At 60.6% G+C, this 19,647-nt stretch carries 20 protein-coding genes; 8 read left to right on the top strand and 12 right to left on the bottom strand.

Annotated elements, in window-relative coordinates; translation table 11 throughout:
• Window positions 1-65: 65 nt before the first annotated feature.
• The 3 genes from ACVWSC_RS11050 (at window position 66) to ACVWSC_RS11040 (ending at window position 4,580) form a co-directional block, all read left to right on the top strand.
• Entirely contained in the window at window positions 66-2,201 is a 2,136-nt protein-coding gene (locus ACVWSC_RS11050) for a TonB-dependent receptor (RefSeq protein WP_442113662.1), read from the top strand.
• Window positions 2,202-2,404: 203 nt separating this feature from the next.
• Window positions 2,405-4,081 carry an MFS transporter gene (locus tag ACVWSC_RS11045; RefSeq protein WP_442113661.1) on the top strand — a complete coding sequence of 559 codons (1,677 nt, stop codon included), beginning with the start codon at window positions 2,405-2,407 and terminating at the stop codon, window positions 4,079-4,081.
• Window positions 4,082-4,148: 67 nt separating this feature from the next.
• A complete protein-coding gene (locus tag ACVWSC_RS11040; RefSeq protein ID WP_442113660.1) occupies window positions 4,149-4,580 on the top strand; it encodes an MAPEG family protein in 432 nt (143 codons plus the stop codon).
• 125 nt (window positions 4,581-4,705) lie between these two features.
• Here the strand turns inward: ACVWSC_RS11040 and ACVWSC_RS11035 are convergent, their stop codons facing one another.
• The 7 genes from ACVWSC_RS11035 to ACVWSC_RS11005 all read right to left on the bottom strand — a co-directional run bounded on the left by ACVWSC_RS11035 (window position 4,706) and on the right by ACVWSC_RS11005 (window position 11,581).
• Window positions 4,706-5,941 (bottom strand): saccharopine dehydrogenase family protein, encoded by a 1,236-nt coding sequence (locus tag ACVWSC_RS11035; protein WP_442113659.1) that lies wholly within the window; start codon window positions 5,939-5,941, stop codon window positions 4,706-4,708.
• A 27-nt stretch (window positions 5,942-5,968) separates the two neighbouring features.
• Window positions 5,969-7,066, bottom strand: a complete 1,098-nt coding sequence (locus tag ACVWSC_RS11030; protein WP_442114291.1) for a carboxynorspermidine decarboxylase — start codon at window positions 7,064-7,066, stop codon at window positions 5,969-5,971.
• Between the two features lie 221 nt (window positions 7,067-7,287).
• Window positions 7,288-8,496 carry a sodium/glutamate symporter gene (gene gltS / locus ACVWSC_RS11025; protein ID WP_442113658.1) on the bottom strand — a complete coding sequence of 403 codons (1,209 nt, stop codon included), beginning with the start codon at window positions 8,494-8,496 and terminating at the stop codon, window positions 7,288-7,290.
• Window positions 8,497-8,541: 45 nt separating this feature from the next.
• Window positions 8,542-9,480, bottom strand: a complete 939-nt coding sequence (gene hutG, locus ACVWSC_RS11020; protein WP_442113657.1) for a formimidoylglutamase — start codon at window positions 9,478-9,480, stop codon at window positions 8,542-8,544.
• A 20-nt stretch (window positions 9,481-9,500) separates the two neighbouring features.
• A complete protein-coding gene (locus tag ACVWSC_RS11015) occupies window positions 9,501-10,226 on the bottom strand; it encodes an IclR family transcriptional regulator (protein WP_442113656.1) in 726 nt (241 codons plus the stop codon).
• Between the two features lie 119 nt (window positions 10,227-10,345).
• Window positions 10,346-10,909, bottom strand: a complete 564-nt coding sequence (locus tag ACVWSC_RS11010; RefSeq protein WP_442113655.1) for a hypothetical protein — start codon at window positions 10,907-10,909, stop codon at window positions 10,346-10,348.
• Between the two features lie 27 nt (window positions 10,910-10,936).
• Entirely contained in the window at window positions 10,937-11,581 is a 645-nt protein-coding gene (locus tag ACVWSC_RS11005; protein WP_442113654.1) for a hypothetical protein, read from the bottom strand.
• Here ACVWSC_RS11005 and ACVWSC_RS11000 point away from each other — a divergent pair.
• A complete protein-coding gene (locus ACVWSC_RS11000; RefSeq protein WP_442113653.1) occupies window positions 11,581-12,588 on the top strand; it encodes a GlxA family transcriptional regulator in 1,008 nt (335 codons plus the stop codon). The two genes, ACVWSC_RS11005 and ACVWSC_RS11000, sit on opposite strands and share 1 nt — an antisense overlap.
• On the opposite strand, the gene rarD is transcribed toward ACVWSC_RS11000, so the two are convergent.
• Window positions 12,552-13,490: an EamA family transporter RarD gene (rarD, locus tag ACVWSC_RS10995; protein WP_442113652.1), complete on the bottom strand. Its 939-nt coding sequence runs from the start codon at window positions 13,488-13,490 to the stop codon at window positions 12,552-12,554. The genes ACVWSC_RS11000 and rarD overlap by 37 nt on opposite strands.
• Before the next feature lie 101 nt (window positions 13,491-13,591).
• Here rarD and ACVWSC_RS10990 point away from each other — a divergent pair, with 101 nt between their 5' ends.
• Window positions 13,592-14,056, top strand: coding sequence for an Lrp/AsnC family transcriptional regulator (locus tag ACVWSC_RS10990; RefSeq protein WP_442113651.1), 465 nt, complete (start codon window positions 13,592-13,594; stop codon window positions 14,054-14,056).
• 94 nt (window positions 14,057-14,150) lie between these two features.
• On the opposite strand, the gene ACVWSC_RS10985 is transcribed toward ACVWSC_RS10990, so the two are convergent.
• Window positions 14,151-14,612: an FAD/FMN-containing dehydrogenase gene (locus tag ACVWSC_RS10985; RefSeq protein ID WP_442113650.1), complete on the bottom strand. Its 462-nt coding sequence runs from the start codon at window positions 14,610-14,612 to the stop codon at window positions 14,151-14,153.
• A gap of 203 nt (window positions 14,613-14,815) precedes the next feature.
• Here ACVWSC_RS10985 and ACVWSC_RS10980 point away from each other — a divergent pair, with 203 nt between their 5' ends.
• Together ACVWSC_RS10980 and ACVWSC_RS10975 are read left to right on the top strand one after the other, a co-directional pair.
• A complete protein-coding gene (locus ACVWSC_RS10980; protein ID WP_133212404.1) occupies window positions 14,816-15,652 on the top strand; it encodes a bifunctional allantoicase/(S)-ureidoglycine aminohydrolase in 837 nt (278 codons plus the stop codon).
• Between the two features lie 157 nt (window positions 15,653-15,809).
• Window positions 15,810-16,433 carry an START domain-containing protein gene (locus ACVWSC_RS10975; RefSeq protein ID WP_442113649.1) on the top strand — a complete coding sequence of 208 codons (624 nt, stop codon included), beginning with the start codon at window positions 15,810-15,812 and terminating at the stop codon, window positions 16,431-16,433.
• On the opposite strand, the gene ACVWSC_RS10970 is transcribed toward ACVWSC_RS10975, so the two are convergent.
• Window positions 16,434-17,315 (bottom strand): LysR substrate-binding domain-containing protein, encoded by an 882-nt coding sequence (locus ACVWSC_RS10970; protein ID WP_442113648.1) that lies wholly within the window; start codon window positions 17,313-17,315, stop codon window positions 16,434-16,436.
• A gap of 114 nt (window positions 17,316-17,429) precedes the next feature.
• Between ACVWSC_RS10970 and ACVWSC_RS10965 the strand changes: the two genes are divergently transcribed.
• Complete coding sequence (locus ACVWSC_RS10965) at window positions 17,430-18,092, top strand: ankyrin repeat domain-containing protein (protein WP_442114290.1); 663 nt, start codon at window positions 17,430-17,432, stop codon at window positions 18,090-18,092.
• Between the two features lie 3 nt (window positions 18,093-18,095).
• Here ACVWSC_RS10965 and tatA read toward each other — a convergent pair whose 3' ends face one another.
• Both tatA and pobA read right to left on the bottom strand, forming a co-directional pair.
• Window positions 18,096-18,272, bottom strand: a complete 177-nt coding sequence (gene tatA / locus ACVWSC_RS10960) for a twin-arginine translocase TatA/TatE family subunit (RefSeq protein ID WP_442113647.1) — start codon at window positions 18,270-18,272, stop codon at window positions 18,096-18,098.
• Between the two features lie 17 nt (window positions 18,273-18,289).
• Window positions 18,290-19,477, bottom strand: coding sequence for a 4-hydroxybenzoate 3-monooxygenase (gene pobA / locus ACVWSC_RS10955; protein WP_442113646.1), 1,188 nt, complete (start codon window positions 19,475-19,477; stop codon window positions 18,290-18,292).
• Window positions 19,478-19,647 lie beyond the last annotated feature (170 nt).

The raw sequence follows: 19,647 nt of genomic DNA, 5'->3' as shown, positions 1-19,647 counted from the left end.
CGCGCGCAATTCCTTCATGCGTTGTTCCCTCCGGGATTCATTCCTTCCAAAGATTGTGGAACGACATGTCCCGTAACTCCAAGCTTCACACCCTGGCGGCCAATGCCCTGGCCCCCTGCCTGGCATTCTCCTTGCCGACCTTCGCCGCAGAAACCGGCACCCTGGCCCTGCCATCGACGGCCATTACCAGCACCAGCGACAACCAAGCGATCAGCCTGGCCACGCCATTGCCGGCCGGCTCGCGCCTGAACCTCAGCGCCATGGACACCCCGGCCAGCACCAGCAGTATCAGCGCCGAACAGATCGAAGGGCGCAACAACCAGACCGTGCAAGACGCCGTCAGCCGCTCGCCGGGCATCACCTCGGTGGCAACGCCAGGCAACGGCAACACCGCGTTCTCGGCCCGTGGATTTCAAGGCCACGGTTCGGTGATGACCTTGTTCGACGGCTCGCGCATGTACACCGGTGCTGGTACCCAGACCTTTCCGGTCGATCCCTGGATGGTCGAACGAATCGACATCATCCGCGGCCCGGCGTCGGTGCTCTACGGTGAAGGCGCCACCGGTGCAGTGATCAACGTGATCCCGAAAAAACCGTTTCTGGGCGAGATCCACAACCACCTGCGCCTCGGCTACGGTTCCTACGACCGCCAACAACTGGGCCTGGACAGTGGTGGTTCGTTGAGTGAACGCCTGAGCTACCGCCTTACCCTCAACCAACAGGCGAGCAACGGCTGGGTGGATCGCGGCGATTCGAAGAACCTGGCGATGAGCGCCGCCCTGCGCTTCGACGCCAGCGACAGCCTCAGCTTTACCCTCGCCCACGAGCGTGGCGACGCCGAGCCGATGAACTACTTCGGCACCCCGCTGATCGACGGCCACTACCGCGACAGCCTGCGCAAGAAGAACTACAACGTACAGAACGACGTGCAGCGCTACCACGATGAGTGGACTCGCCTGAACAGCGACTGGACCCTGAGTGACTCGATCAGCGCCAGCAACCAGCTGTACTACCTGAAAAGCCGCCGACACTGGCGCAACGCCGAGGACTACACCTGGGACAGCAGCCTGGGGCAACTGCAACGTGGCAGCTACCTGGAGATCAAGCACGACCAGGAACAAATCGGCGACCGCCAGAGCTTTACCTTCGACCACAACCTGTTAGGCCTGAACAGCAAAACCGTGGTGGGCGCCGAGTACAACCGTATTCGTTTCGGCATCAACAGCAACTCGCCGTACAACGACATCGGCGGTGATTCTATCGACCCGTGGAACCCGGCACCCGGCGACTTCCACAGCGCCAGCCCGACCCGCCCGCAGTCCCAGAGCACTACCCGCACCTTCGCCCTGTTCGCGGAAAACCGCACGCAGCTGTCTGAGCGCTGGTCGCTGGTGACCGGCGTGCGCCGTGATCAGAACCACATCGACCGTGACAATCTGGTCAACGACAGCCGCAGCGACCGCAGCCTCAGCGGTGGTAACTGGCGTGCCGGCCTGGTGTTTGCCATGACCGACGAGCTGTCGCTGTACGGGCAGTACTCCACCAGTGAAGATGGCGTCAGCGACCTGGTGACTCTCAGCCCCAGCCAGCAAAATTTCGACCTGACAGAAGCCAGGCAAACCGAGTTCGGCATCAAGCAGCTGTTCTGGGACGGCCGTGGTGAGTGGACACTGGCGGCCTATCACATCGTCAAGAAGAAACTCTTGGTCGACAACCCGGTGACCCACCAGAAGGAACAAGCCGGACAACAGACCTCCGACGGTATAGAAGCAACCCTGGAACTGGCCCTGGCCAACCAATGGCAAGTGTCGGCCAACGCCTCGGTGGTGCGCGCCAAATACGATGACTTCGAGCAAACGGTCAACGGCCAGTCGGTCTCGCGTGCGGGTAACCGTCCAGGCAACGTACCGCGACGCACTGCCAACCTGTGGCTGAACAAAGGCCTGGGCTACGGTGTCGATGCCGGCATGGGCGTGCGTTACGTTGATGCGCGTTATGCCGACACCGCCAACACCCAGACCGTCCCGGGCTTCACCGTGGTCGATGCCAACCTCGGCTGGCAGGTACTGCCCGATGTGCGCCTGGGCCTGCAGTTGAACAACCTGCTCGATCGCCGCTACGCCGCGACTGCCCACAGTGGCGAGCAGTGGCTGATGGGTGAACCGCGCTCGTACTTGGCAACCATCGACTACAGCTTCTAAACATCCCCCTGGTAGGCGCGGGCTTGCCCCGCGATCGCGGTGTGTCAGTCCCACCGCGATCGCGGGGCAAGTCAGTGGATATCTGCAAAAAGCTGATTATGCTTCAAACAACCTTGCAGTAATGCAAGACCGCGAACCCCAGGGCCAGGGTGCGGTAATTCGAGTAGGTGCTCCGGCCTATTAAAACAAGTCGGAGAACAGTCATGGCGGCAATCGACAGTACGTCCAGCGGCAGCACGCCCAACCGCGGGATTACCAAAGAAGAGCGCAAGGTAATTTTTGCCTCGTCCCTGGGCACCGTGTTCGAATGGTACGACTTCTACCTGTATGGCTCACTCGCCGCGATCATCGCCAAGCACTTCTTCGCCGGCGTCAACGAAACCACCGCGTTCATCTTTGCCCTCCTCGCCTTTGCCGCAGGCTTTGCCGTACGGCCATTCGGCGCCATTGTGTTCGGCCGCCTGGGCGATATGATCGGGCGCAAATACACCTTTCTGATCACCATTGTGATCATGGGTGTGTCGACCGCGATTGTCGGTTTGCTACCCAGCTACGCCACCATCGGGGTAGCGGCGCCGATCATTCTGATCACCCTGCGCCTGCTCCAGGGCCTGGCCCTGGGCGGTGAGTACGGCGGCGCGGCAACCTATGTGGCCGAACACGCCCCGCAAGGCAAGCGCGGCTACTTCACTTCATGGATTCAAACCACCGCGACCCTCGGCCTGTTCCTGTCGTTGCTGGTGATCCTGACCTGCCGCACGATTCTGGGCACCGAAGCCTTCGAAGCCTGGGGCTGGCGTATTCCGTTTCTGCTGTCGATCTTGTTGCTGATTGTTTCGGTGTACATCCGCCTGCAACTGAGCGAGTCGCCGGTGTTCATGAAGATGAAGGCCGAAGGCAAAGCCTCCAAGGCGCCGCTGACCGAATCCTTCGCCCGCTGGGACAACCTTAAAGTGGTGATCATGGCCCTGCTCGGCGGCACCGCCGGCCAGGCGGTGGTGTGGTACACCGGGCAGTTCTACGCGCTGTTCTTCCTGCTGCAGATGCTCAAGATCGACCCGCAAACCGCCAACCTGCTGATTGCCGGTTCGCTGTTGATCGGTACGCCGTTCTTCATCCTGTTCGGCAGTTTGTCTGATCGCATCGGGCGCAAGGGCATCATCATGGCCGGCTGTATCATCGCCGCCCTCACCTACTTCCCGATCTTCAAGGCATTGACCGAGTACGGTAACCCCGATGTGTTCCTTGCCCAGGAGAAAAACCCGGTCACGGTGATCGCCGATCCCAACCAGTGCTCGTTCCAGTTCGACCCGGTGGGCAAGGCCAAATTCACCAGCTCCTGCGACCTGGCGAAAAGCGTGTTGGCCAAGCGCGCGATTCCTTACGAAAACATGAAGGCTGAGCCGGGCAGCGTCGCGCAGATCCGCATCGGCGATAAAGTCCTGCAGAGTTTCGAAGGCACCGGCATGCCTGCCGCCGACTTCAAAACCCAGAATGATGCCTTCGTCGCCACCCTCACCACCGCCCTGAAAGACGCCGGTTACCCGGAAAAAGCCGACCCGAGCAAAACCAACTACCCGATGGTGTTGCTGCTGCTGACCATCCTGGTGATCTACGTGACCATGGTCTACGGCCCGATTGCCGCCTGGCTGGTGGAGTTGTTCCCGACGCGCATTCGCTACACTTCGATGTCACTGCCCTACCACATTGGTAACGGCTGGTTCGGTGGTTTCCTGCCGACCGTGGCGTTTGCCATGGTGGCGGCTACCGGCGATATCTACTACGGGCTGTGGTACCCGATCGTGATCGCGGTGATGACGGCCATCCTCGGCATCTTCTTCCTGCCGGAAACCAAGGACCGCGATATTCATCACGACTGAGGCAAGGGCTGTACGTGGCACAGCGGGTTGGGCGATGATCACGCCCCCCGCTGTCAATGGAATGAACATGCACGATTTGATGAGTGTCTTTGCCTTGTGTGTCGTCGTACTCTTTTTGAAGATGCTGGCGATTTCCTGTTACCAGGGCTATTACCGCATCAGCCGCCGAACCTTCAAAAACGCCGAAGACGCCAGTTTTGTCGGGCGCCCGGCCAGCGCGCAAGAGCTGCCACAAGTCAGCCGCGCGGCGCAGGCCTGGGCCAACGACCTTGAAAGCATCCCGGTGTTTTTTGTCCTTGGTGCTCTGTGCCTGGTGTACTACCCACCGTTCACCCTTACCGTCGGGTTGATGGTGGTGTTCACCGCTGCCCGGGTGATGCATACCGTGACCTACCTGGCGCGCTGGCAGCCCTGGCGCACGATTGCCTATGCGGTGGGGATCATTTGTCTGTTGGGCCTGGCTGGCATGGTGACCCTGGGGGCGGTACGCCACCTGTAGGCGCGGTGTGTCAGCCATATCGCATCGCGGGGCAAGCCCGCTCCCACTGGCGAATGCAAAAAAACGGGATTGACGCAGTCTCTGCGTCAATCCCGCTTGGTCACCACCTGTGAACTGAAGAACTATCAGTTCCAGGGACGGTCGCCGTTCTCGTCTTTGATGCGAGTCGGCAGGCCCATCACGTCCAGTGCCTTGAGGAACGGCTCAGCCGGCAGTTCTTCAACGTTGGCCATGCGCTGTACATCCCACTCACCACGCGCAACCAGCAAGGCTGCCGCTACCGGCGGTACGCCTGCGGTGTAGGAGATGCCCTGGCTGTCGGTCTCGGCGTAGGCTTCTTCATGGTCAGCGACGTTGTAGATGAAGATCTCACGAGGCTGGCCATCTTTAGTGCCTTTGACCAGATCACCGATGCAGGTCTTGCCGGTGTAGCCCGGCGCCAGCGAGGATGGATCTGGCAGTACTGCCTTGACCACTTTGAGCGGCACGACTTCCAGGCCCTCGGCGGTTTTCACCGGCTGCTCGCTGAGCAGGCCAAGGTTTTTCAGCACGGTAAACACGTTGATGTAGTGCTCACCGAAGCTCATCCAGAAACGCACGTTCGGCACGTCGAGGTTCTTCGACAGCGAGTGCACTTCGTCGTGGCCAGTCAGGTACAGGTTCTGCGAACCCACTACCGGCAAGTCGTCGGTACGCTTGACTTCGAACATGGTGTTGCTGGTCCACTGGCTGTTCTGCCAGCTCCATACCTGTCCGGTGAACTCACGGAAGTTGATTTCCGGGTCGAAGTTGGTGGCAAAGTATTTGCCATGTGAACCGGCATTGACGTCGAGGATGTCGATCGAATCAATGCGGTCAAAATACTGTTGTTGCGCCAATGCTGCATAAGCGTTGACCACACCTGGGTCGAAGCCTACGCCGAGAATGGCGGTAATGTTCTTCTGCTGGCACTCTTCGAGGTGTTTCCACTCGTAGTTGCCGTACCACGGCGGGGTTTCGCAGATTTTGCCCGGCTCTTCGTGGATGGCGGTGTCCAGGTAGGCCACGCCGGTATCGATGCAGGCACGCAGCACCGACATGTTCAGGAAGGCAGAGCCAACGTTGATGACGATCTGCGATTCGGTTTCGCGGATCAGTGCTTTGGTCGCTTCGACGTCCAGAGCGTTCAGCGCAAATGCCTTGATTTCAGCAGGCTGCTTGAGGCTGCCCTTGGCAATGACGCTGTCGATGATGGCCTGGCATTTGGAGATGTTGCGCGACGCGATGGCAATACGACCGAGTTCGTCGTTGTGCTGCGCGCACTTGTGGGCCACCACCTTGGCGACACCTCCTGCACCAATGATAAGAACGTTCTTCTTCAATTTCTCTATCTCTCCTTTACTGCCAGCTCAAGACAGGCTGGACAAGTAGTCTTCGAAACCAAACTCGCGAACCACCTCAACACTACCGTCGAGTTGTTTCACTACGATGGACGGCATTTTCAGGCCGTTGAACCAGTTTTTCTTGACCATGGTGTAACCCGCTGCGTCAACAAACGACAGCCGATCGCCGATGGCCAGCGGACGATCAAATTGGTATTCGCCGAAGATGTCCCCGGCCAGGCACGACTTGCCGCAGACCATGTAGGTGTGCTCGCCCGCGCTTGGTGCCAGCTTGGCGTTGAGGCGGTAGATCAGCAGGTCGAGCATGTGCGCTTCGATGGAGCTGTCGACCACGGCCAGGTGCTTGCCGTTGTACAGGGTGTCGAGCACGGTGACTTCCAGCGAGGCGCTCTGGGTGATGGCCGCTTCGCCCGGCTCCAGGTAGACCTGAACGCCGTATTGCTCGGAAAACGCCTTCAGGCGCGCACAGAAGGCGTCCAGCGCGTAGTCTTCACCGGTAAAGTGGATACCGCCGCCCAGGCTCACCCACTCGACCTTGTGCAACAGGTGGCCGAAACGTTCTTCGATGGTGCCGAGCATCTGGTCGAACAGGTTGAAATCGCCGTTCTCGCAGTTGTTGTGGAACATGAAGCCGGAGATCTGCCCGATGACTTCCTCGACCTTCACCGGATCCCATTCGCCCAGGCGGCTGAACGGGCGTGCCGGGTCGGCCAGCAGGTAGTCGGAGCTGCTCACTTGCGGGTTGACGCGCAGGCCACGCACAGTGCCTTCGGTCTGTTCGGCAAAGCGCTGCAACTGGCCGATGGAGTTGAAGATGATCTTGTCGCAGTTTTCGACCATCTCGCCGATTTCGTCGTCGGCCCAGGCCACGCTGTAGGCGTGCGCTTCACCAGCGAACTTCTGACGGCCCAGCTTGAGCTCGTAGAGCGAAGAGGACGTGGTGCCGTCCATGTACTGCTGCATCAGGTCGAAGACCGACCAGGTGGCGAAGCACTTGAGTGCCAGCAGCGCCTTGGCGCCGGAGTTTTCCCGCACGTAGGCGATCTTCTCCATGTTGCGCAGCAGCTTGGTTTTGTCGATGAGGTAGTACGGCGTTTTGATCATTTCGAGGCCCCCGGCCAGGCCGGCCAAAAAAAGGACACGCATTGTGCCCTTCCTCGATAGTTATCGAAAGGGAGAAAAACGCTTTTCGCCAAGTCAGTGGTCGTGCGGGCCCGGTTTTGGCCCTTTCTATCGGACACATCGCTTCGCGGGGCAAGCCCGCTCCCACCGGGCGTAGTGTGCCCTGGTGGGAGCGGGCTTGCCCCGCGATTGCATTCAGCCAATCAGGCAAAGGCGTTGATGAACCAGGTAATCAACGGCAAGGCAACGATGTCGATCAGCACCGCGCCACACAGCGGCACGATGATAAAGGCCTTGTAGGAGAACACTTTGTAGTGGTCACAGATCGCGCCCATGTTCGCCACCGCATTGGGGGTGGCGCCCAGGCCGTGGCCCATGTAGCCGGCGCACAGCACCGCAGCATCGTAGTTGCCACCGAACAGGCGGAACAGCACGAAGATGCACAGCAACACCATGATCACCACCTGCACCACCAGAATCACCAGCAAAGGCAGGCCCAACTGCTCCAGTTCCCAGAACTTCAGGCTCATCATCGCCATGGTCAGGAACATGCCCAGGCTGATATCGCCCACGGTGCTGACCGCGTTGTCAGGAATGTCGATGACCCGCGCACGGTCGTTGAAGTTGCGCAGGATGATGGCGACAAACATCGCGCCGACGTACACCGGCAGGACGATGCCCAGGTGCTCATTCAGGGCGTTACCGATCCAGAAGCCCAGCACCATGATCACCAGCATGCAGGTCAGCAGGCGCAACAGCACCGCCGCATCCAGGGGCACGCTCAGCGTTTCATTGGCTTTGCCCAGCGCTTGCAGGGTGACGTCCTGATCGGCCTTGACCACCAGCTTTTTACGGTCGATCAAGTAGCGCGCCAGCGGGCTGCCGAGCAAACCACCGGCGATCATGCCGAAGGTCGCCGAAGCCAGTGCCGCCGTGGTGGCGCCCGCAGTACCGAGGCTCTCGGCAATCGGCCCGAAGGCGGCAGCCGCACCAAAACCACCTTCAAGCGACACCGCACCGGCCATGATCCCCAGCAGCGGGTCGATGCCCAACGCCTTGGCCATGCCGACGCCCACCAGGTTCTGCACCAGGGCCAGGCCCCAGCAAGCGCCCAGGTAGATGAACAGGATCTTGCCGCCCTGACGCAGCAGGCCAAGGCTACCGCCCAGGCCAACGGTGGTGAAGAACGCCACCATCAACGGGGTTTGCATGGCGGTGTCGAGTTTGATGTCCAGCCACTGCTGGTTACGCAGGAACCACACCACCAGGGCAAAGCCAAAGCCGCCGATCACCGGGGCCGGTACACAGAGTTGGCGCAGCCAGTAACTGTGTTTTTTCAGTTGCGCACCCATCGCCAGCAGCACAAGCGCCAAAGCGACGGTGGTCAATGCATCGAGTTGCAGGGTCAGCATGGATAAGCACTCTTGTTTTTATACTTGGATTATTAGGGGAAAGGTTCAATCGACCAGGCAGGCCAGCAGCCGTGCGCCGATACGGGCGGTGCGCTGGTCCTGATCGAGGCTTGGGTTCAGTTCGGCGATGTCGGCCATGCGCAACTTGCCGCTGGCCTTGGCCTGGCGGACCAGATGCTCGACCACCATCAGATCGACGCCGTGAGCTGACGGCGCGCTGACGCCGGGTGCCTGGCTGGCTGGCAGCACATCGAGGCAGACGGTCATGTACAGGTGATCGATGCCACTCAGAAACTCGGCGACAAATGCCTCGATGGCCGGAACGTTCCACGGCTGCATCTGGCGGTCGAGGCGATAGCGCACATTCAGGCGTTGGGCCTGGTCAAACAGTGCCTGCGTGTTGTTCAGTTCACTCACGCCCAGGCAGCAATAGTCGAAGGCCCAGCCGGCCTGCTGGCAGTACTCGGCAATTTGCCGGAACGGCGTGCCAGAGCTGCTTTGCGCGGCGTGACGCAAGTCGAAGTGGGCATCGAAGTTGAGAATGCCGATACGCGGCGGCGCTGGCTGCTGGCGCAGGTGCATGGCCAGGCCGAGAAAGCTGGCATAAGCGATTTCATGACCACCACCCAGGCCCAACGGCAAATGACCCTGGTCGAGCAATTGGCAGACGCGCTCGGCGTAGGTCAGCTGCGCCCCTTCCAGATCATTGCCGTCGCAGGCGATATCGCCGCTGTCGTACACCGGTCGCTGGCCGCGCCAGGCCAGGTTGGCCAAGGCCTTGCGCAAGGCCAGAGGGCCCTGGCGAGCACCGCTGCGGCCCTGATTGCGGCTGACCCCTTCGTCGCAGGCAAGGCCTAGCAAGGCGCTGCCCGTGGGCTGCGTGTTGCGATAGGGCTGCACCCACTGGTGCCAGCGCAGCGCCGACGCTCCTTCGTTTGCGTCGATACGGCCTTGCCACTCGGGCATGGCGAGTTGTGTAGTCATGCGGGGTACTCCAGGTAAATTCAGTCCAGCCGCGCGCCTACGCGCAGGGCGACTTCGCGCGTCCAGCGGGTCAGACGTTCGCTGTTTTGCTCGGCGCGAAAGGCGGGTGCCATCAGGCTGATTGCGCCGTGCAGGCGGTTACGGCTGTCGAGCACCGGGGCGCTGACGCCCCAGATGCCCTCATCGATCTCGCCCAGGCTGACGGCGTAGCCCTGGGCGCGAATGGGCAGGAAGCTCTGCTGGTACGCTTCAATAGCGTCTGCCTCAACGCCCTGCTCCTGCAGGATCGCTTCACTGCGTTCAGGCGCCATATGGGCAAGCAGCACCCGCGCCGAAGCACCGACCAGCAGGGGCTGGGCCAGGCCTTTTTGATAGCAGCAACGCAACGGTTGCGGGCTGTCGATCAGCTCGATGCAAATCGCCTGGCCGTTGCTGGGCACCATCAGTGCCACGCTCTCCCGGCTCAACTCCGCCAGACGCTTGAGTTCGGGCAACGCCTGTGACACCAGCAGCGCCTCGCGATCGAAGCGGTTGGCCAACTGCAAACAGGCTGGCCCCGGCAAATAGCGGCCATGGCCGTTGTCTTCGGCCAGGCCCCAGCGCAGCAGGGTTTTCAGGTGCCGGTAGGTGCTGCTCAACGGTTGTTCCAGTTGCAGGCTCAGTTCCTTGGCCGACACGGCTTCATTGGCTTGGCCAAGGGCAACGAGAATCTGCAGCAAGCGATCGGTGGGCGTGTTGTAGTTCATATGGGCTCCTTGTGAACATGGTGCACAGGGTTTTCCCAAAGGGTGAAACAGGATTCCCACTAAGTGGGAAAAATTGCGCGGAAAACTGACGAGGGGCGTGCCAACGCGGGGTCAGACGTTCAAGTCGACAAGGATTTAGCGCAACGTCCATACACCAGCAAGTCGCCGGCAGTGGCAATCACCAGGCTCAAGCCGGTGTAGGAAAAGCCAAACGCCCTCACCTCCAACTCCACCGCCAGCTTGTGAAACAGCGCGGGCCGGTTGTAACGCGCACCGTGCAGCCACGACCCCGGCTCCACCAACAACAGGTGCTGTTCGGGCCATGCCAGGGTGATGTCCTCGACCATCCAGCCATCTGCGGTGGCCAACGGCAGGCCGCCGCCGTTGATTCCGGCCATATGGATGACCCGCTCGTGCAGCGGACCGATACCACGGGTTTGCAGGTAACGATCACTGCCGAGGTTGTCGGTGCGGTCGCGGGCAACCTTCGCCCCGCTCTGGCAATCGATCACACTGCGCCCGGAGCTGGAGGCGACTAGCAACAGCTCGCTGTCATGGTCGAAGCCGACCTCAAGCAAGCCGGCGACGGTCAACTGCGCCTTGAGTTGCCAGGGCGCCGGGGCTGGAGCGACCTGGCGCTGTTCAATCTCGCGGCGGAGCGGGTCGAGGTGAGATGAAGGCATGTCACGACTCTGTGATTAGGAGCGGTTTCAGTCACCGAATACGTTTACCAGGCAAAACTGCGCTTCGTTGAGCCCATTCCAGTCAGCCAGGGCGAAGGCCGGCATGCATTGACCGCCAAGGCCCAGCATTCGTTCGCGTAGCCTGTGTTCATGAGCGCTGCCACGCTCATAGGCGAAGCACAGGATGAAATACCCGCTGTCAGCCCATTGCGTGCCCTCAGCGCCCTTGATCTTCTGTATGTCGGCTTCCCAGGCGCTTTGCTGCTCGCCTGGCTTGTTGGTCCAACCGTTACCTGCCCAGGCCGTTTTGATTTCAATGGCTACCCGGGTCTTACTAGTACCACAGACTGCGTACAGGTCGCACCGGCCACGATTACGTTGGTAGCTCGCCTCAACATGCACCAGATAACCCGCCTCGCAAAACGAGCGGTACAACGCGCATTTGATCTGGTCCTCCTTGGGCTTGACGTCAAACCGCTCGCGTTCGGCAATCGACACATAGTCTGCCTGCGCATACCTCAATCCCTTTTCAATCAACCCTTGTACCGACATGTAGATCTCCCTGATGACGTGTGTGGCTGGATCAGCCGTCAGTGTATTCGCATCCCCGCAGATGTCAGGCATGATCAACGGCGCATGCTTTAGCCCTTTAATGCCCAGCGGAGCCGACATTGCCCACCCCCCGCCACTTCAGCCAGAAAACCAGTACCAGCAACATGCTGAACCTCAAGCACCCGCAGGCCTCCACGTCACCGGCCTATCGGGTCGGTTTTTTGCTGTTGGAGAACTTCTCCATGGCCAGCTTTACCGTGGCCATGGATGTGCTGGTGACGGCCAACCTGTTGCAGAACGAGCTGTTCGTGATTACCCCGCTGTCGTTGGGCAGCGAACGGGTCATCAGCGACCTCGGGCTGGAAGTCTATGCCGCCGGGCTGGCGCGCAGCAGCCTGGATAACCTGGACATGCTGGTGGTGTGCGGAGGCTTGCGCACACCGCTGAAGTACCCGGAGCTGGACCGCCTGCTTGGCGACGCCGCCAGTCACGGCCTGGCCCTGGGCGGGCTATGGAACGGTGCGTATTTTCTTGGCCGCGCCGGTGTACTGGCCGGGTACAGCTGCACCATCCACCCCGAACAACGGGCCAGCCTGGCCGAGCGCAGTACGCAAAGCACCATCACGCCTGCGAGCTATGTACTGGACCGCGACCGCTTGACCGCAGCCAGCCCCAACGGCGCGCTGGAGTTGATGCTGGCGCTGCTCAAGCTGCAACAGGGCGAAGCGTTGGCAGCTGGCGTCGAAGAGATTCTGGCGTTCTCCGGCGCGCGTTTCCGGCGGGTCGATAGCAGCTCGAAAAAGTCCATGAGCGCGCCGCTGCGTACCATTGTCGAGTTGATGGAAAACAACCTGGAAGAAACCCTGAGCCTGGATCAGTTGGCCAGCTACAGTGGCCGCTCAAGACGCCAGATCGACCGCCTGTTCCAGGCACAACTGGGCACCTCACCCAGTCGCTATTACATGGAACTGCGCATCACCAAAAGCCGGCGCCTGTTGCAGTACTCGGACTTGCCGCTGATGGACGTGGCGATTGCCTGCGGCTTTGTTTCGGTGTCGCACTTCAGCAAGTGCTACAGCGCTTATTTCGGCTATCCGCCTTCCCGTGAGCAGCGGCTGGGCGAATAACCTCGGCGGTTGCTGTTGAGGTTCAGGCCACCCTCCACCATCAACACCAGCATTGCCAGCCAGATGGCGATGTAGGTAGGCCATTGCGCCGCAGCAATGCTCTCACCCAACAGGATCGACGCCAGTACCAAGAAGATTGGCTCAACGTAAACCAGCAAGCCGAACAGGGTCAGGTTAAGGCGTGGCCCCGACAGCGCTTGCAAGGCCAACGCCGAGGCACTGATCGCCCCCAACCCCAACACCAGCCACGGCAAATTTGAACCACTGGCTGCAACGCTGAGCACCACCCCACCTTTGACCACCAGCCACAGGCTGACCGGCAGGCTCAGGCTCATGTCGAACCACAGCCCGCCCATGTTGTTGCTGTCACTGACCCGACGCAGCCAAAAATACAAGGGATAGCCCAGCCCCACGACCAGTACCGGCCAGGTAATCGCCTTGGCAATCGCAATCTGGTTGATGATGCCCACGGCCGCCAGCGCACAGGCCAGCAACTGCAGGCGGCTGATGCTGTCATTGAAGGCCAGCCGACCGACCACCACCATGGTCAGCGGCATGAGGAAATAGCCTAAGGAAACATCAAGGCCATAACCATTGATCGGTGCCCACATGAACAACCACAGCTGCACCCCCAGCAGCGCCGCCGACACCAGGCGCACCGCCCAGAACAGGCGTTCCTCGAACAGCCGCTGAAACAACCGGCGCACTTCGTGCCAGTGACCGCTGGCCAGCACCATCAAGGTCAGGCAGGGTACCGTCAGCAATATTCGCCAACCGTAGATCTCTTCACCGCCCAATGGCTCAAGCAGATGGGTATAGGCGTACATCACGGCAAACAGCAGCGATGCCAGGACGTTGAGCACGACGCCCAGAGAGGCATTGGCGGTGGTGGGCTGGCGCATTGCGTTGTCCTTCACGGGAGGGCTTGGAGAGGTGATAATTTATTGCGTCACGCCTGAAAAGTGCCCTCGATTTTCACCCCAAAAATGAGAAATTTTTGCACATGAAGCCTGCCCTGGATGACTTCGATCTCGCGTTGCTCAACCTTTTGCAACAGGACAACAGCATGCCCCTGCGCGAGCTGGCCGAGCAGGTGCATCTCTCCAGCGCATCGGTGCAGCGGCGCATCCAGCGGCTTGAAAACGCCGGGGTGATCCAGGCCAATGTGGCGGTGGTCGACCCGGAAAAAGTGGGCCAGGTGATTACTTTGATGGTCGAGGTGCATGCCGACCGTACCCAGTCGGCTGACCTTGAAGTGATGAAGCAGGCCTTTTGCGGGCCTGAGATCCAGCAGTGCTATTACGTCACCGGCGATGCCGACTTCATGCTGGTGCTGACCGTGGCGAGCATGAGTGAATTTCAGGCCCTGACGCAGCGGTTGTTCCATGACAACCCGAACGTGAAGTGGTTTCGGACCATTGTGGTGCTGGAGCGGGTGAAATCGACTCTGCAGGTAGCGATTCGGTAGGAGCGGCGGCGACCCAACTTGCCTCGCGATTGCAGTGTGTCAGACACATAGAATCGCGGGGCAAGTCGGGTCGCCGCACCGCCGCTCCTACAGGTTAGTTTTGTTCCAGGGCTTGGCGCAGTTCGTCGGCTGAGGCGAACTCTCGCTGGCTGACGACCTGTCCTTTGTCCAGTTGCAACCACAGTACCTTGTCTTCGGCACCGGCATAGCGCGCGGCCACACTGCCCTCGCGGTCGAGCAGCACGCGGTAGCTGTAGTCACGCATGGCCGGGATGGCGAAGAGTTTCGAGATCAGCGCCGGCATACGCTGGATGTCGGCGACAAACACGGCGTTGCGCGCTTCCAGGTAGCCCTTGGGACGATCGGCCAGGGCCGCTTTAACCAGCTTGGCACCGTCCATGTTACGTGCCACCAGCAAGATACGGGTCTGGTCATTGAGGCTGTAGGCCTGGTCATGCTGGTCGAGCAAGGTCCAGGGCTCCAGGCGGTCGCCAACTTCGACGGCCTGGGCCAGCAACGACGACACGCTGAAAAACAGGGCGATCAGGTATTTCACGAGTGACCTCGGTGTAGGTTAAGTGTTGATGCGGCGTAGGGTAGGCGAATTCAGCCCTGTAAGCATTCACTAATCAAATACCGGGTATTTCAACATTTAATTTGTGGATGGCACAGCCTTGTCTATATCGTGTCCATGCCTCCCCCCGCAGAGCCAGCCGGCGCTGCCAGGCACGGGGACACAACAACAAGTCGAGACTGTCCATGTCTAAATCTTCTTACTACGCCCCTCACGGTGGGCACCCAGCTCAAACCGAGCTGCTGACAGACCGTGCCATGTTTACCGAAGCCTATGCCGTGATCCCTAAAGGCGTGATGCGTGACATCGTCACCAGCCACCTGCCGTTCTGGGACAAGATGCGCATGTGGGTTATCGCCCGTCCGCTGACCGGCTTCTCGGAAACCTTCTCGCAGTACATCGTCGAACTGGCGCCAGAAGGCGGCAGCGAGCGTCCTGAGCTGGACAAGAACGCCGAAGCGGTACTGTTCGTTGTCGAAGGCGAAGTCGATATCACCCTGCAAGGCAAGCCTTACACCCTGAAAGAAGGCGGCTACGCCTTCATTCCGCCGGCTGCCGAGTGGAGCCTGCGCAACAACAGCGGCAAAAACGTCACCTTCCACTGGATCCGCAAGCACTACCAGGTGGTTGAAGGTCTGGCGCTGCCGGAAGCGTTCGTTACCAACGAGAAAGACATCGAGCCGATCCCGATGCCAGGCACCGACGGCGCCTGGGTCACCACGCGCTTCGTCGACATGGCCGACATGCGCCACGACATGCACGTCAACATCGTGACCTTCCAGCCAGGCGGCGTGATTCCGTTTGCGGAAACTCACGTGATGGAACACGGCCTGTACGTTCTGGAAGGTAAAGCGGTGTACCGCCTGAACCAGGACTGGGTTGAAGTCGAAGCCGGTGACTTCATGTGGCTGCGCGCCTTCTGCCCGCAAGCCTGCTACTCCGGCGGCCCAGGCCCGTTCCGCTACCTGCTGTACAAAGATGTAAACCGTCACATGAACCTGGTGCTGAACCCTCAGCGCTAAGTGGCACAAAAAAGCCCGCCCTCACCGGCGGGCTTTTTGCTGGTGGGAGCGGGCTTGCCCCGCGATCGCAGTGTGTCAGTGAAGAGGGATCGCGGGGCAAGCCCGCTCCCACCGGCCTATGCTGTTTGCACTTGTCGGTGGCTGTGGAGCCTGTGCGATGAAGCCTCGGTACCTGTACAGCGCGCTGCTGCTCATGTTGCTCACTGGCATCGCCCACGCTGAGGCCTGGCACCTGGCAAAGGACGAAGATGGCATTCAGGTGTACCTGGATGACGTGCCGGGCTCGAAGTATCAACGCTTTCGCGGCGTCACCCTGATCAAGACCGATGTGCGCACCTTGAGTGATCTGCAGGAAAATCTGCGGGTGGCCTGCAAATGGCTGTATGGCTGCAAAAGCATGCGCCTGCTGGACGTCGAAGGCGACAGCACCTGGGTGTACCTGACCACTGAGCTACCCTGGCCGGCCAGCCCCCGCGACATGGTGATTCAAGTGCAGACTGAACGTACCGATGACGGCCTAATCCGTCACCTCAGCGCCGTTTCCGGTAAAGTCGAGCGCCAGCCCGGGCTGATCCGCGTCACTCAGCTCAAAGGCCTCTGGACCCTGATCGCCAAGGGTGAGCAGCTCACTGAGGTGACTTACCAACTGGAGGCCGAACCGGCCGGCGATATTCCTTCATGGCTGGCCAATCAGTTCGTCATCGATGCGCCGATGGTGTCGCTACGCACCTTGCGCGCAGTTGCCGAGCGCCAGGGGCTGCGAGCAGCGCCCGACGAATGACTACACCTCATGGGCCTGCAGCAACCCGGCCAACACCCCGGCAAGTTCCTTGACCATCGGGTCGGCGGTGGGACGATGGACGATAACAATCTCGTAGCTGTCGATCACTGGCAGGCCGTTCTGCGTACCCAATACCGCGTGTTCGCGAGTAGCCGCACGGGGCGGCAGCAGGCTGATGCCCATGCCATCGGCGACCGCCGCCTGGATGCCACTGAGGCTGGAACTGGTGAAACTGATACGCCAGCGCCGGCCCATGCTTTCGATGGCGTTGATCATGTCATCGCGGTACAGGCCGCGAGGTGGAAAGGTCACCAAGGGGATCGGATCGAGGTCGATCGAAGGAGTGCTGGCACTGTCGATCCACTGCAGCTCTTCCGGCCAGCAGGCGACGCCTTCGCGGCTGTTACGCCGCTGCTTGAGCAGCACCAGGTCCAGCTCACCGTTGTCGTAGCTCTGGCTCAAGTCACGACACAGGCCGCTGGTGACCTCCAGCTTGACCTGCTGGTACTTGCGGTTGAACGCCGACAGCGCATTGGTGGTGCGCCCGCCAACAAAATCTTCCGGTACGCCCAAGCGCACCGTCACTCCCACCGTGGCACCGGCCAGGGCTTCAAGCATCTGGTCGTTCAGCGCTAGCATGTGCCGGGCGTAGCCGAGCAGGGTCTGGCCGGCATCGGTGGGCAATACATCGCGATTGCCCCGCACCAGCAAGCGATGGCCCACCATGTCTTCCAGGCGCCGCACCTTCTGGCTCACGGTCGACTGCGTGGAATGCAGGCGTGCGGCGGCGGTGGTAAAGCTGCCGCAATCGGCCACCACGACAATCGCCCGAAGCAGGTCCAGATCGAACAACGACCTATTCGGTTTTACACTGATATCCATGTAAATATTTAACTTCTAAATAGGAAGTACGATTTCTATCATGCCGCCAACCACTCGACAACAAACGGAGACAAGCGGATGCGCCTGGCACACTTCAAGGTCTTGCTTGCATTCATGCTGGCCATGATGACCTCACTGACTGCCAGCGCTGAAGGCGCAGTACTGGAAAGCCAGCTGAGGGAAGCGGCAGAGAGCGGCAACGCCGAACGCATCCGCAACCTGCTTGCCCAAGGTGCTGCACTCGAAGCCCGGGACGCACGAGGCCGCACGCCCCTGCTGCTGGCGACCCAGCGCAATCAGGTGGACGCTGCACGGGTGTTGATCGAGGCGGGTGCCGACGTCAATGCCAAGGACAACATTGACGACAGCCCGTACCTGTATGCCGGCGCGCGAGGCTTGAACCAGATCCTCGAGCTGACCCTGGCTCATGGTGCCGACCTCAAAAGCACCAACCGCTACGGTGGCACGGCCTTGATCCCGGCAGCCGAGCGCGGGCACGTCGACACCGTGCGCACGTTGATTGAGGCAGGTGTCGATGTGAATCACCTGAACCGCCTGCACTGGACGGCACTGATGGAAGCCATCGTCCTCAGTGATGGCGGCCCGCGGCATGTGCAGATCGTCGAGATGCTGGTGCAAGCCGGGGCCGATGTGAACATTACCGACAAGGACGGGGTGACGCCGTTGGCCCATGCGCGGGCCCGGGGCTATTCGGCGATGGTGAAGATTCTGGAGAATGCATCGCGGGGCAAGCCCGCTCCCACTTCCCCGCGATAGGCCTCACCCCTGATCGATCTTGGCTGGCGGTTGCGGCGCTTCGTCAGCGTTCACCGAGCGCCGGAATCCCTTGATCGACTCGCCCAGGTCGCTACCCAGGGTTTTCAGGCGCTTGCTGCCAAACACCAACACCACCACAACCAGCAGAACCACCCAGTGTTTCCAGTCGAACACTCCCATGCTCCACCCTCCTTCGCTTATTCGATGGCTTCGAACGGCAGGCCCACGTAGTTCTCGGCGATGTTGACCAGACCTGCGTGCGAGTTGAAGAAGTACTCTCGGTCAGCCTGCTGCATCTTCTGGTCCCAGGCGTCTTTTTGCTCACCGAAGTCGTGCAGCAGGTTGGTCATGAACCAGCTGAAGCGCTCGCCTTTCCACACGCGGCGCAAGGCCAGCTCGGAGTAGGTGTCGAGTAAGTCGGTCCGGCCTTCGCGATAGACCTTGACCAGGATGCGGTACAGGTAGCAAACGTCCGAAGCCGCCAGGTTCAGGCCTTTGGCGCCGGTTGGCGGGACGATATGGGCGGCGTCGCCGACCAGGAACAGCTTGCCGTACTGCATCGGCTCGACCACATAGCTGCGCAGCGGCGCGATGCTCTTTTCCAGGGCCGGGCCGGTCACCAGACGCTGGCCAACCTCTTCAGGCAAGCGCGCCTTGAGCTCATTCCAGAAGCGCTCATCAGACCAGTCATCAACATGGTCGGTCAGCGGCACCTGCAGGTAGTAACGGCTACGCGTCAGCGAGCGCTGGCTGCACAGCACGAAGCCACGCTCGTGATGGGCATAGATCAGTTCGTGGTTGACTGGTGGGGTGTCAGACAACAGGCCCAGCCAGCCGAAGGGGTAAACGCGCTCATAGTGGGTGAGTACCGACTCTGGAATGCTCTTGCGCGCCACACCGTGGAAGCCATCGCAACCGGCGATGTAGTCGCAATCGATGCGGTGGGTCTGGCCATCTTTCTCATAGGTGACGTAGGGCTGCTCGCCCTTCATCTCGTGCGGCTGAACATTGTCGGCGGCATAAATGATCGGTGCGCCACTGGCCGCACGGGCGTCCATCAGGTCACGGGTGACTTCGGTCTGGCCGTAGACCATGACGGTCTTGCCGCCGGTCAGCGCCTTGAGGTCGACACGAATGCGTTTGCCACCGACCAGCAGTTCCACGCCATCGTGTACCAGGCCTTCGGCGTCCATGCGGTCGGACACCCCGGCTTCGCGCAGCAGGTCGACGGTGCCTTGTTCCAGCACCCCGGCGCGGATGCGGCCGAGTACGTAGTCGGGGGTCTGGCGCTCGATGATGACGTTGTCGATACCGGCCTTGTGCAGCAGTTGGCCAAGCAGAAGGCCCGAAGGCCCGGCGCCGATAATGGCTACCTGAGTTTTCATTGTTTTCGTCTCGCTAGGGGCTGCAGGCGCTTGGAGCTGAGCGTGCCGGCAGCTATTGTTGTTATGTGCCCCTGCATTTTTGCTGACAAAAACCGGATAAAAAGGTGATATTCCGCCGATAAATTGCACTTTTATAAATTTGGTTCGATTATCGGACAAGCCGTCAATTG

The sequence above is a fragment of the Pseudomonas sp. NUPR-002 genome (genome assembly GCF_056322725.1).
The sequence above is the reverse complement of the archived record's forward strand: the minus strand, read 5'-3'. Positions and strand labels throughout refer to the sequence as shown.